This is a genomic window from Pseudomonas monteilii (assembly GCA_001534745.1).
Taxonomy (GTDB): Bacteria; Pseudomonadota; Gammaproteobacteria; order Pseudomonadales; family Pseudomonadaceae; genus Aquipseudomonas; species Aquipseudomonas alabamensis.
Window position 1 is genome coordinate 2,046,613 of sequence record CP013997.1, and the last position, 12,102, is coordinate 2,058,714.

The window sequence follows — 12,102 nt, forward strand, 5'->3', positions numbered from 1 at the left end:
CCTACGAGAGGGGGTATTATTTTTGGAGGTGATGAGGCCTATGTGGACAGCTGGCCTAGAAATCCCGAAGGTCAAGACCTTACGCTTATGTTTACTTTGGAGTGCACGGTCCTCAAGGAAAAATTGCAAAGGAACGATTTGCCATCACACGGGGTTTTACATGTCTTCTCGACGTATGATCCTGAAGAGTATTTTCTTGATCTAATCACTTATGATCAAGTGAGCCAAAAAAAGGATTCGCCTTCTTACACATTCGCTGTGCACTCGAATTCACAGAAAACTTGCAAGTCACCGTGTGCATCAATACCTCTGCAGTATGCGGATCTTGTTGAAGAAACGATCGACGATGAAGAAATAAGTGTAGCCTCTCTATTTGCTGACTATGCACCCATTGGCGCAATGGTGCCCAAAAATATAGAGCGCCACTATAATTTTTTGTGCCAGATATATTCTTCAGATTTTCCAAGCCCATACGAAAATGCTTTTTATCTGACAGGCGGTGTCGGATACCTTTTGATAAATAAAAATCTTGGGGATGAAAAGGCTGATGGTTGCTTTTTCGTACAGGTTGCTTAGCAAGGATGATAAGCAAAAGCTGATGAGGTTTTAGTATGCTCCTGTTGGGTGCAAGCTTTATGATGATCATCAAAAAATGTAATGGCTGGGTACAAAGCGTAAACCTTTATAGTGTGGCGCTGATAAGGGATCATCTCATAGGTAGTGCTTGTCGAAATCGAATAGCAGCCCAACAGTGTTGTAAATCGTCGTCAGGAGACAACCATGATCCCAGATAAATTTACTTGTCTGTTAAGTAAGGTGAAATGCAAGTTTACAGTAGATACTGATGATTTGAAAAGTTTTAGAAATCTTAAGGCATGTGCTGTGAGGTGGTCTGCAGGCCCGAGCATTGCAATCATGCCGTACGGCCTAGAGCTTGCAGGATTATCTCCATCGCCACTAACTATCCAGGAGCCAAAAAACAAAAAAAACTGTTTCAAATACTACTATGATCATGAGATTTTAGTTGGCGTTGACGTGTATGGGGCGGGCGGGGACCAAATAGAGTGGGAGGTTTTTCAGTTGGATGGAAATGAAAGCTTCTGCTTGCGCCTTGATGACGATGATGAGGTAATTCGCGTTTCTGGCGTTGTGTACAGCAATGGTCGCCCAGAAATAGCGTGCCGCTTTGAGGAAGATGGAGAGTATTGGTGTTATGAGTATGAGTACGAAAGAGATCAAGCTGTTTCTATGCGTGTGTATGCAACCAATAGCGCTCCAGGCACAAGAATATATATTGATAAGAAAGCTGAAGAGCTGGTGGGTCTTTACTTCTATAATGGATCATCAAAGGTTTATGTGTATAGGCGTAATTAGCTTTGGGCTTGGGTGATCTAAGGTTCGTATGAGCGGTCAGCCTCTTGATGCAAGTCAGTGCAACCGTGGTCTCGAAGCTGTTCGCGAGTGGGATATTTCAACAGTACCAGTCTGACGACTCCAGTCATTGAGGCAAGCGACGGACGAGTCGTGAAAGGGGGTTATCTCCTGCAAGCGTGATGCGTATTGAAATGCGCTAAGCACCAAGCGGGACTTGAAAAAGACTGTTAGCATGAGAAGTTGATCAGAGAGGCTCCGTTGGTGTTGATATGAAATTATGTTATGCCACTGGAAGGACTAGGGCCTGCCTCTATTACGTGCGGTGTATACTGCGAAAGCTAGAATCTTGGAGGTTTTTGTGATAGTTAAAATGGATTGTGAATATGATAAAAGTGATGCTGAAAGTACTTTGATAGCATTCATGCGTAATATGAACGCTTGGGAAGTTTATTTTTATACAGTTAAGATGGAAAACTTAAGAAAAGGTGTGCACAGTTTGGATATCTATTCGGATCATGTAAATTGGCTGGAGGATATATTAAGGGAGTTTTCTGCAGAAAGTAAAATGAATTGGGGGCGGCTGAGCGACATGGGGTGCATACGGCCTGCCACTTATAACGTGGATCGAGATGATATATTACTGTCATCAAGAGATGAGAGAAAATCAATGTTAGGTGGCAAACATTTTGCAGAAGAAGGTGGATAATGAAGCGAAGTGCGCTGTTGGAGCTATTTGCACCGGGCATTGTATTGTTTGACCCTGTGCAGCTTGCGGGGTTTGTGAAAAGCAAAGGACTCGCTGACACCAATATATTTAATGCTTTTTTGGCAGAGGAAACACTCGGGCAGCAGGCGATTGAACAGGGAGTGGTTGTTCCTATATGTCAAATTACAGAACAAGACTATTTTGTTTTTGCAGAGTCTCAAAGTAGAGAAATGGCTTGCTTGCCGGAGCCGGCGTTTACGTATTCGGGAATCCCTTTGTCAATAGTATCTGGTGTATTGGTCGTGTCAGATCTGAATGCGCTGCTTGATTGGGATGAGGGTTTTTTCCTGAATTACAAAGCCACGTATGAGTGTAGGTTGCCGAATAATGATTATATTGAGGTCGAGCCTGGGATTTACAGCTTGTCCATCAGAGGCTACACAGGGCTCCAACAGTGTAGTTCTGGGCAAGGGTATGGGCTCGAATTTTTCGCTGTTCCACGTCTGCCTGTGATTGCGGACGGTGCTGATGTGAGCGATCTGGATTTTGAACTGACGAGTCTTTGAATGCTACAGTCCTGACGCTTATTAGCACCACTGGGCATAGCTATATGGATAAGGACATGACACGGAACGCCTTACGTCCACTGATTACGCTTCCTGAAAATCCTGTTGAAGCAGGCGCAAGACAGGTCTGGCCTAAGATCAAACCTGGTCTGCCGTTTCCTGCTAACCATGAGGAGTTTGATTATTATGTGAAAGTTCAAGGCTTGAGTTATAGGGTTTCGGGCCAGCCATGTGTCGAGGTGGTGAGGTCAGCGCTGAAGCAGAAGCCCGAAGCTACCCTTACAGAATACACTGCGGCGTTGAATTATTACGCAGATCACGATACCGTCATGGGCGAGGGCTTTTAAGTTTCATCATCTAGGCGAGGTCGACAAAATGGATGCTTATGACATCGAGCGGTATCAGAAGATTCATGTGTGGGTAGGAAGCAATTTCTCTCCAGAAGAAGAGTATCTGAAATATTTCGAACTGGACTATACAGCCGATCTAGGCGATCCGGATTATAAAGTTTGTGGCTTTTGCAGGGACATCGGAACCGATTGGTATGATGAAGACTTTATCGGTATTATCCCTCGCAGAGAGCAGGAGATGAGTTTGGACGAAATTCTCTCAGAGTCATCTGTCGATCCTAGTGAGAAAAGCGCTTTGAAAACCGCCTGCCTGACGTTAGGCATAAACAAAGCCAACGCCATATTTTGGTATTCAGATGGCGGCACAGTGATTGCTGAGCCGATCCGGTCAGAGTATAACGGGTTACGCTATGTTGGGCTGTTTGAAGGGAATTGAATAGGGAGAAGCGTACGGTTGTGTGACTTGAAATGCTTGGTGTTAGTTGCTCTTCAAGGTGTGTCGGTGTGTGCTTCAACGAGAGGAAGATGTTTAAGGCAATCTGGTGGAATGCCTGCGTCAGCATACCAAGGCGTGTATCAAATATACATCGGGAGGTAAAAATGGAGCCGGACACACTGGAACAGTATGACAAGGTGCACGTATGGGTGGGTACGAATTTTTTGCCTGAAGGAGAATACCTGAGTTATTTCGAACTGGATTACTCAGTTGATATCGATGATCCTGCCTACCAAGTGTGCGGGTTTTGCAAAGACCTTGGCGTTTCTTGGTATGACGAGGACTTCATGGGGATCATGCAACGCAAGCCAGTGGAGGTCAGCCTCGATGAACTGCTGGTCGATTCAGCTGTTGACCGCGACCGTTTGCCCGATCTCAAAGCCCAATGCATGCATCTGGGTATTTTCAAGGCCAATACCATTCTATGGTACTCCGATGGGAGCGTGGAGGTCTCTGATACACCAGGCAAGCTCTATAATGGCTTGCAGTACATAGGCTTGTATGATGGAGAATCGTAGCGTGTGCTGAAAGACCATACGTTGACCTGCTGATTCACGGCTGCATCTAGGCTATGAACACGGCGCTCACGTACGCTTTTCGCCTGTCAGACTGTCCGTTGTGCGCCTGCAGTGCGGTTCCTCTCTTGAAGAAGGTTCAGGGCAGAGGGGGTGGGCTGGAGAAATATCTTGAAAGGAATGACCATGCATGGCAAAAAAGTTCAGTACATAACCACTAATGATTCAAGAGTGATTGCGAACGCTGTTCTCAAAGTGTCGGGAGTCGACATTGCCATGGCAGATTTCGATGCTGCAGAATTTGGCAGTGTGCAGAGAAAAGCACTGCTCAGTTGGAGCAGGGAAGAACAAGGTACCTACTATGGCGCCGCTGTGCGCAGCTCGAAGATCTCAGAGCGGGCACTGGATATCGAAGTGCGGGTGCCAGGGGACGTCAGTATAGACCTTGGCCCAGAAGAACTGGTCCTGGACAGTGGCCTGATTGTTCAAGGTCGCTATGTGCTGTCAGTCGAAATCTACTTGGACATCCCATTGAAACATTTCGGCGAAGTCCCGGATCATATCAAGCCTCTATTGAAGTACTCCCAGATTTTCCACGTTATCATCAGGCTTAGACGAGCGAGTGACCTGCCGTTGTGCATAAGCAAGGGACGAAATCCGGTGTACAACAGTTATGGCCAGCTGGGATTTTTCATAGCTGATCTTGAAAAAATGAACGCCTACATCATTTCCAGAGTGGGCGAAGGCGAAATCAATTTAAAAGACGCTTTTTGTGAGACTGAACTCGCTAACGAGTTATTCGAAGAGGGGCTTTTGATACTGGTGTGGGGCATGACGCCTACGGCATATTACGTATATGGGCTGGACAGTGCCGACGACAGAAATTTGGTACCAAGCATAGAACAGCCTCAGTTTACCGGCACGTACAAATTCAGGTCCGACGTACAGCATCCAAGCGTGGTGCCTGGAGAATATCTGCTTAACTGGCCTGCCTGCCTGAGTTCCGATTTTCCGAAAATGACGCTCGCTGGCAAGTGCGAATGGGTCCGCGTCGACGTGCACGTCATGGGCTATTATTACATGGGTATTGGCACGGGGCCGAATTTCCCTGTCATCACGGCTTATCGGAGTGAGGGCATCGACACCGGGCAGCCGTTGCTCATGGTCGATATGGCATATGCTACGCCACAGTTGTGCTTCTGACCAAGCTGATTTCAGGGGTGCATGGTAAGCGATTACGGTCACTGCGATCTGTGCACAAACGTGAATGTGTTTATTGATCGAAGGCATGAGGAAGCGAAAAGTTCAGCGGTCAAGGACAATAGGGCGACGCGTGCCGCTCAGAGGTGAGTCGATACGGTTCTTCAGTGAACCTGGTGGTACTCGTAGACTAACACATGATAAAGTGCATCACAGGTTTGCGCTGAGACGTTAATGCACACAGAGAGATTGACAATGGATTGGGATGGTCTCAAGGAACACATTGCAGACGCTGTAATACAATCATTGCCTGAGTTGCTGGCCGCGCATTCAGGCGAGCACGTCTATGCGATTGCCTTGTACACGGACTCCAGTGCCATGACGGTAGCATTGGCAGCAAATTCCTGGGAGGCACTGGAGATCAAACTAAGGGCAGAAGATGAACTGGATCGCCAAGATCTGGAAGCTGCCTATACGTGGGCGACTTCTGAGTGGGTCTATGAAGGGTGGGGCGGACAACACTTCGAACCTGTCTGTGAGCGTTTAAGGGAATCAGAGGCGCGTAGTGATTTCGACACCTTCAAGCAAACAGTGATCTCCTGCATGGTAGAAGCTCTTGAATGTGTCAGTAGAAAAGGGATTTTCGAGTCGATCTGTCATGTCAGGCCGATTCTATTCGTCAGTATGACTGACGATAACGCTGCCGAGGGCATTGAGAATTCATCGGCAAGAATGCTGAACTCGAATGAAGTGCTACACAAATTTCTGGCCCGGTATCAGGTGTGATGGACCACGCTCAAGATTTTTTGATGTTGGCTAACGCTTTCTGACTGATCTCGAGCTTTTCTACAGCTTAAAACGTGAGCTACCCTATGAGCTTCTTTTGTCTTGTAGCTCACGGGCAGTGCTAGAGAAAGACTCGGTCATGGATATATTCAGGCTGCCGTATACTCCAGAGGTGACCCCTTCGCCTTTGGAGGCGACAGAACCCTTAAGGATGAAAAATGAGCTATCTTGACACATTGGCTTTTGAAATACAGGCGAGTGGTGAAGAACCTGCTTATTCGGGCGGCGCTGCAGACGGCATGATTGCGCAGTTTGAAGAAGCATTGGGCGTAGCATTTCCCGACGCTTACAAATACTTTCTCAAGACATACGGTGCTTTGTCATTTGCTGGCGATACGTATTATGGGATCACGGGAAGCGGCCTGACGGCCAGGGAGGTGCCCTGTGTGGCGTTCGCCACTCAAACCGCTCGCAGGGAAGGCGATGCCGATAGTTCCATGATCGTGATCATGACGTCCGGTTATGGTCCGATCTATTCCATTGATACTTCGATCATAGGGGGGACGGGTGAGCCCGTCATAATCGAGACACCGCTTTCATTCAAACGCACTGGCGAGAAGATCATTATTTACCAAAGTTTCGAAGCGTTTTTCACGGATATGATTCGAAGCGCTATCCGGGAGCTTTGAGGTCTTGGATACGCTTGCCGTTTCAAGCAAAAAGCGCTGGCTTTCGGTCAGGGCCGTTCGCGTCCATAACTCAATCGTCGACATAGATACATGCCTCTCTTGCCTTCTAATGCCAGAGAGGAAGCGGCAATGAGCACTTCAGATAAAGGGGAAATTATGCAGACTTTCAATGGTTTCGAGGCATTGCTACGTCATGTCGATCGACTGCCTGAGACAGGCTGGATCTTTGTTGAGGGCAATGGGGATTTTGAATCTCCCAGTTCGATCATGGCGGCCACCTACTATTTGGCAGACACCGAAGTTGAAGAAATCACTCTGGAAAAGAGTAAAAGAACATTTGTGGAAGCCCCTACTCTACAGGATATCGTGTCCACTCTAGACCTGAGGCCGACTACTCAGCAGGTGAGTGACTATATAGAGGCGGTAATCTATTATCGTGTCAATGACGATTTTCTCGACTGATAGAGAGCATCCAGCGCCAGCGCCATGCTTCGAACGGTACCCCTTCGACTGGACGGCGCGTGCTTTCGGCTCGCTGTTGAGATGTATTCAACATTGGAAGCAACAAAGGACCGTGATGAAACAATACACGAGGGTTGACGTAGAGCGCAGGATACACACCGAGGGTTTCTTTGAGGCTGTCATTGCGAGCGTGGAGGACTGGAATGCGCTGCTCGCTCAGCGCGACGACGAACGTTTCGATACCGAATGGTGTTCTTCGTACCAGGCCCTGCTAAACATTCCATACCGGTCCCTCGAAGATGAGGAGGCGGCTGCAAGGTTTCGGGAGCATGTGTTCAAAAAGGTATTTGCCCTAACAGGAAGCTCAGAGGTGTCTGGGTATATCTCCGATGATTTCGGTTTGATCATGGACGCTGTTCTGAAGGCGTCCGATAACGCCTGGGCAAGCCTGATGTTCAGTAATTATATCGAAGGGGTGTTCCCTCATTGATCGTGTGTCTCGCCCATGGAAAGCCATGTCATCCCGCGTCACGTATTGCGCCCTTCAGGCCCCTGTGGCAACGTGTTCATCCCGACAGTTTCGGTATACCCATGATCACGCTGTCACGCTCCGATCCAGCGATTCACTCCTCCGATATCGCAGCGCTCGAAACACAGATTGCTGCTCGCTTGCCTGCTTCATTCAAACAGTTGTTCCTGTCATACAACGGCGGCGTTCCTAACAAAGATTGCTGGGAAGGTGATGACGACCATGACGTGATGCGAGTGAAAAAATTCAAGGCCCTATCGCCATCTGGCGCACAGGATGCGTCGGAAACCAGGTACCTTGGCGGATGCTACGCCAGGATGACGGAACGGCAGGTCGTGCCGATGACACTGCTGCCTTTTGCGATCGATGAAGGCGGTAATTTCTTCTGTCTCGACGTGGTTGACGGGAGCGTCTGCTTCTATGCGACTGATTCGTTCGATCCTGATTCGACGGTTGCCGACAATCAACGGCACGCCTATCGTCGGCTGGCTGAGACCTTTGACAGCTTCTTGTCTGGATTGAAGGATGAGTCGGAGATCGATGTGTGGGAGTAACGTCCAGATTTCAGCATCGTATGCGGGACAGCGCCCACCTGCACCGAGGCGAAAGGCCATGCAGGCTTAATTTTTATGATGTCAGTTTCAAAAAATGGGTTTCGGGATTCTGTATCTTGAGCGAGCTTTTGAAATGAGAAAAGAAAAATTATTCTTATCCATGGGTGATAACCCTGTCGAATTGTCAGATATCAGAAAAGTCGAAAGCGTCTTGGCATTTACTTTCCCTGATGAATTCAAGTCATTATATCTGGATTGTAATGGAGGTGCTCCAAGTCGACAGTGCTGGAATGAGGATGTTGATTATGAGCCTATCTTGGTCGAGTCCTTCAAGCCAATTGAAGCTGGTAGTCGTATGCTCGATGGTGATACTTCGCACCTTGTTGGTTTCGTTCTGAGTATGCAGGAAAAAAAGGTGGTGCCTTCACATATTTTGCCTTTTGCTGTGGATGAGGCTAATAACTTCATCTGCTTCGAAAAAAACTCAGGTAAGGTGCTGTATTTTGCAGTCGATGTGTTTCGTCCTGATGTTGAAATGGCTGTCAATCATTTGGCCGCACAGAAAATCTTGTCGGAATCATTCAAGGAATTTTCTGAATCTCTGTGTCTTGGTGAAGAAGAGGGCGACGAAGAAGATTGATAGGTCACCATAGCAACGCGCTGGGCATTGACCGCATTTGCTGCAAGTACGCCCTAGTGGGCGAGCTTCGCATGATTGATCGCTGGATCAGCGGTGGCGAAACTCTTTGTTCCGTTACGATATCGATGCGCACACCAGTAAGGCCGTCGATGAGCATGTTCACAGGTTACAGGTCTACTCCAACACCGACCACCGTTTCATCACCTCTATCGATGTGATCTTGGAATAAAAAATCGACCTATCAAGGATTTGGCGCGCCTTTCGTTGATGCTTTCGATGTCCATAAACGTGTATCGGAATTTTTTTCTCTTCTCTAATATCTTCAATTGCTTGTAGGCTAAAATATTATACCGGTGATAAAACACCAGGAACGCCGAAATTGCAATAAAAAAGCAAACCAATCCCGATGGGGTTGCATCGTGGTCTTTCAAAATCGGATAACACATCCCTCCTATCACCGCCGCAAACCCTCCATGCCATCCTTTGGTTTGCAATGGGCGTTCCACAGACTCGACGCGCTTCCCTTCGAAGCGCAGTGAGGAATTTTTACCAGCGCTTCCTAAGGTGTAGATTGCAAGGTACAAAAGTACAACCAGGCCCACAGGCAGCGACGCAAAAAATAAGGACGTGCTTGGGCTCAATTTCGAGATTTTGTAAGCGATAGCAAGTATGAGTAACGACGCGAATAAGGGCGCAAACGCTAGGTTAAATAAGAGCTGATGGCCTGCGTACGTGATGAAATGTTGTGTTCTATAAGCACAGTGGACGCTCCATGATGTCATCGCCACGACAACGGCCGTTGCCGGATACACCATGCCTGATGGACCTGATCCAACCATGAGGAGGGATATCATCACGATCAGAAACCATCCGGCTACTATATTTGCAAAAAAACGCTCTGTCGTGAACATAGGTTCGACGTTCTCCAGTCCGCTACCGCTTCCCAGCCAATTGTATCATTGCCTATAACACACTAAGTTGCACGACCTGCTGAGTTACAAATGTCACCACTGGATGACAGGGGTCGATGCTACAAGCATTGAAACGGAATTAAAACCTGAAGAGGCCCTGCCTGACAGTTGTCACGGTCCATCGCGATGAAAAGCAAGCGACAAAGCAATTCTTGCTGCAACGTCATATTGAGAGCGTCGATGCTGCGTTCTGCTACTGATCACCTGCTCTACAGGCCGCACGTCAGACCTTTCGGTTACTGCCCCGCCCTTGACGCGAACGATAATATGATCAAACTGGCAACGCCCGATTCCAGCGTCCAATGCCCGTGAAGGGAGATGAAGTGTTCCCATGGCCGACAAGAACATTATGCTCAACGCATTTCTCACCAGAATCGAACACCTTGAAGGCGATGACGAATGCCTCGAGCCCATCAAGCCTACCCTCACGGCATTGTCCAATGACGTCTTGAGCCACACCGACACGCCTGACAACGCCTTCCTGCTCTCACGCTTCGAGCACTGCATGCATGAAATCAACGCCTTCGAAGACTCGATCGAAACCGTTGAAAGGGAGTCGATCCTCGAGTTCCTGTACGCATTAGGGGACGCCGTGGGTCTCCCGAGCGACGACGACTACCTGGAAGCCTGGCGCGGCGATTGGTAGGCGCCATAGATCCGGCATGCCCTCGATCCCTCGATACGATCACCTCGCAGGCCTCGCATTCCACGACACAGGCGCATGCTACCGCCTCGCAAACCCAGTCCAACCCGACAAAACCTACCCAACTCCCCGTGACCCTCGAATTCCACCTGCACACCGACACAGCCACCCTGGCCATCTTCGACACACAAGCGGTACGCTACCGCCTGGACGACACCTGCGATTGGTGGAGCCTCCCGCACGACGAGCTACTGGAAATCAACGCGGGCGCCATCGCCTTCCTGAATCTGCCGAGCGACGGCACGTACCCGATCAGGGTCCAGGCGTCGCTGACGAACGAGGAGGCAGCGTGTACCTGCGCGTGCCCTCGGGTCAGGTCTTCATCGGATCAGGCGAGGACACCACCGGAGGCGGTCTGGAGCCCGACAGTTCCGACGTGAACCAGGGACAGTTCATCACCCTCGACAAGGGCACCTATTGCATGCGCTACAAAGGAGAGGCGGGCATCATTCACCTGGCCTTTTCACCGGCCATGACCTGCTGCAACCACCTTACCGACGCCATCAGATTGCCAATGCCGCATTGACGACCTGCGACAGCGCCCTCTGGCGCTCGTCCTCACACACTGTCCGGATCCCCGAAGAACACCTGAATCCGCGACCGCAACCACCGCTCCGCCGGGTCATTGTCCTGCGCCCCACGCCAGGCCATGTGCAACTCGAACGCCCCCACCTCGATCGGCGGCTCCTCCGCCCGCAGTCCACCCGCTGCCGTCAGCACCTCCGCCGTATAGTCCGGCACCGTCGCCAGGATGTCCGTCCCCGCGAGCAGGCTCCCCAGCCCGTTGAACTGTGGCACCGCCAGCACCACGTGACGCTTGCGCCCGATCGTGTCCAGCGCCTCGTCGATGAACCCCGACAGGTCCCCGGCGAACGACACCAGCGCATGGGGCCGGGCACAGAAGTCGTCCAGGGTGATCGCCCCGGGCACGCTGTCGGCACGCAACAACTTGGCCCGGCTGCGCCGCAGCACCTTGCGCTTGGCGTTGGCCGGCAGGTCGGCGGTGTAGCTCACGCCCACCGAGATCTCGCCCGAGGCGAGCAGGGCGGGCATCAACAGGTAGTTGACGCGGCGCACCACCAGCACGATGCCGGGGGCTTCGGCGCGGATGCGCTTGAGCAGCAGCGGCAGCAGGGCGAACTCGACGTCGTCCGACAGGCCGATGCGAAACACCGCGGTGCTGGTGGCCGGGTCGAACTCGGCGGCGCGGCTGACGGCGGTGGAGATCGAGTCCAGGGCCGGGGAGAGCAAGGCGAAGATCTCCTGGGCGCGGGCCGAAGGTTCCATGGTGCGGCCGGTGCGCACGAACAGCGGGTCGTCGAACAGGTTGCGCAGGCGCGACAGGGCCGCACTGATCGCCGGCTGGCCGAGGAACAGCTTTTCCGCAGCGCGGGTCACGCTGCGCTCGTGCATCAGGGTCTCGAACACAATCAGCAGGTTGAGGTCTACACGACGCAGGTCGTTACGGTTCATCGATCGTTGGGCCTGTATGCCGGGGGTGGGGCAGGGGTGAATACTAAAGCCAAAGGCTGTTACCCTGCACCGCTTTCCCGCACACCGG

The 12,102-nt window shown here is 50.5% G+C and carries 14 protein-coding genes; 12 read left to right on the forward strand and 2 right to left on the reverse strand.

Features of this window, described 5'->3' with window-relative positions; genetic code table 11:
• Positions 1–1,020: 1,020 nt before the first annotated feature.
• On the reverse strand, positions 1,021–1,239 hold the full coding sequence (locus APT63_08925; protein ID AMA45740.1) for a hypothetical protein: 219 nt from the start codon (positions 1,237–1,239) through the stop codon (positions 1,021–1,023).
• 840 nt (positions 1,240–2,079) lie between these two features.
• On the opposite strand from APT63_08925, the gene APT63_08930 reads away from it, so the two are divergent.
• From APT63_08930 to APT63_08985, 12 genes are all read left to right on the forward strand, one after another.
• The gene (locus APT63_08930; GenBank protein AMA45741.1) at positions 2,080–2,646 is read left to right on the forward strand and encodes a hypothetical protein; all 567 of its coding nucleotides are present in this window, start codon (positions 2,080–2,082) and stop codon (positions 2,644–2,646) included.
• Positions 2,647–3,021: 375 nt separating this feature from the next.
• On the forward strand, positions 3,022–3,432 hold the full coding sequence (locus APT63_08935; protein AMA45742.1) for a hypothetical protein: 411 nt from the start codon (positions 3,022–3,024) through the stop codon (positions 3,430–3,432).
• A gap of 164 nt (positions 3,433–3,596) precedes the next feature.
• The gene (locus tag APT63_08940; GenBank protein AMA45743.1) at positions 3,597–4,010 is read left to right on the forward strand and encodes a hypothetical protein; all 414 of its coding nucleotides are present in this window, start codon (positions 3,597–3,599) and stop codon (positions 4,008–4,010) included.
• Positions 4,011–4,193: 183 nt separating this feature from the next.
• Positions 4,194–5,210 (forward strand): hypothetical protein, encoded by a 1,017-nt coding sequence (locus tag APT63_08945; GenBank protein AMA45744.1) that lies wholly within the window; start codon positions 4,194–4,196, stop codon positions 5,208–5,210.
• A 231-nt stretch (positions 5,211–5,441) separates the two neighbouring features.
• Positions 5,442–5,993, forward strand: a complete 552-nt coding sequence (locus tag APT63_08950; protein AMA45745.1) for a hypothetical protein — start codon at positions 5,442–5,444, stop codon at positions 5,991–5,993.
• A 218-nt stretch (positions 5,994–6,211) separates the two neighbouring features.
• Positions 6,212–6,682: a cell wall assembly/cell proliferation coordinating protein gene (locus APT63_08955; protein AMA45746.1), complete on the forward strand. Its 471-nt coding sequence runs from the start codon at positions 6,212–6,214 to the stop codon at positions 6,680–6,682.
• A gap of 129 nt (positions 6,683–6,811) precedes the next feature.
• Positions 6,812–7,144 (forward strand): hypothetical protein, encoded by a 333-nt coding sequence (locus APT63_08960; GenBank protein AMA45747.1) that lies wholly within the window; start codon positions 6,812–6,814, stop codon positions 7,142–7,144.
• Positions 7,145–7,259: 115 nt separating this feature from the next.
• Positions 7,260–7,634, forward strand: coding sequence for a hypothetical protein (locus APT63_08965; GenBank protein AMA45748.1), 375 nt, complete (start codon positions 7,260–7,262; stop codon positions 7,632–7,634).
• 95 nt (positions 7,635–7,729) lie between these two features.
• Positions 7,730–8,227: a glucan biosynthesis protein gene (locus APT63_08970; protein ID AMA47835.1), complete on the forward strand. Its 498-nt coding sequence runs from the start codon at positions 7,730–7,732 to the stop codon at positions 8,225–8,227.
• Positions 8,228–8,582: 355 nt separating this feature from the next.
• A complete protein-coding gene (locus APT63_08975; protein AMA45749.1) occupies positions 8,583–8,867 on the forward strand; it encodes a hypothetical protein in 285 nt (94 codons plus the stop codon).
• 1,302 nt (positions 8,868–10,169) lie between these two features.
• Positions 10,170–10,484: a hypothetical protein gene (locus APT63_08980; protein ID AMA45750.1), complete on the forward strand. Its 315-nt coding sequence runs from the start codon at positions 10,170–10,172 to the stop codon at positions 10,482–10,484.
• A gap of 346 nt (positions 10,485–10,830) precedes the next feature.
• Complete coding sequence (locus APT63_08985) at positions 10,831–11,067, forward strand: hypothetical protein (protein AMA45751.1); 237 nt, start codon at positions 10,831–10,833, stop codon at positions 11,065–11,067.
• A gap of 32 nt (positions 11,068–11,099) precedes the next feature.
• Here the strand turns inward: APT63_08985 and APT63_08990 are convergent, their stop codons facing one another.
• A complete protein-coding gene (locus tag APT63_08990; GenBank protein ID AMA45752.1) occupies positions 11,100–12,014 on the reverse strand; it encodes a LysR family transcriptional regulator in 915 nt (304 codons plus the stop codon).
• Positions 12,015–12,102 lie beyond the last annotated feature (88 nt).

Excerpts from the sequence above, each read along its gene's own strand:
- APT63_08930 (AMA45741.1), top strand. The coding sequence starts at position 2,080 with ATGAAGCGAAGTGCGCTGTTGGAGCTATTTGCACCGGGCATTGTATTG.
- APT63_08935 (AMA45742.1), top strand. The coding sequence starts at position 3,022 with ATGGATGCTTATGACATCGAGCGGTATCAGAAGATTCATGTGTGGGTA.
- APT63_08940 (AMA45743.1), top strand. The coding sequence starts at position 3,597 with ATGGAGCCGGACACACTGGAACAGTATGACAAGGTGCACGTATGGGTG.
- APT63_08945 (AMA45744.1), top strand. The coding sequence starts at position 4,194 with ATGCATGGCAAAAAAGTTCAGTACATAACCACTAATGATTCAAGAGTG.
- APT63_08950 (AMA45745.1), top strand. The coding sequence starts at position 5,442 with ATGCACACAGAGAGATTGACAATGGATTGGGATGGTCTCAAGGAACAC.
- APT63_08955 (AMA45746.1), top strand. The coding sequence starts at position 6,212 with ATGAGCTATCTTGACACATTGGCTTTTGAAATACAGGCGAGTGGTGAA.
- APT63_08960 (AMA45747.1), top strand. The coding sequence starts at position 6,812 with ATGAGCACTTCAGATAAAGGGGAAATTATGCAGACTTTCAATGGTTTC.
- APT63_08965 (AMA45748.1), top strand. The coding sequence starts at position 7,260 with ATGAAACAATACACGAGGGTTGACGTAGAGCGCAGGATACACACCGAG.
- APT63_08975 (AMA45749.1), top strand. The coding sequence starts at position 8,583 with ATGCTCGATGGTGATACTTCGCACCTTGTTGGTTTCGTTCTGAGTATG.
- APT63_08980 (AMA45750.1), top strand. The coding sequence starts at position 10,170 with ATGGCCGACAAGAACATTATGCTCAACGCATTTCTCACCAGAATCGAA.
- APT63_08990 (AMA45752.1), bottom strand. The coding sequence starts at position 12,014 with ATGAACCGTAACGACCTGCGTCGTGTAGACCTCAACCTGCTGATTGTG.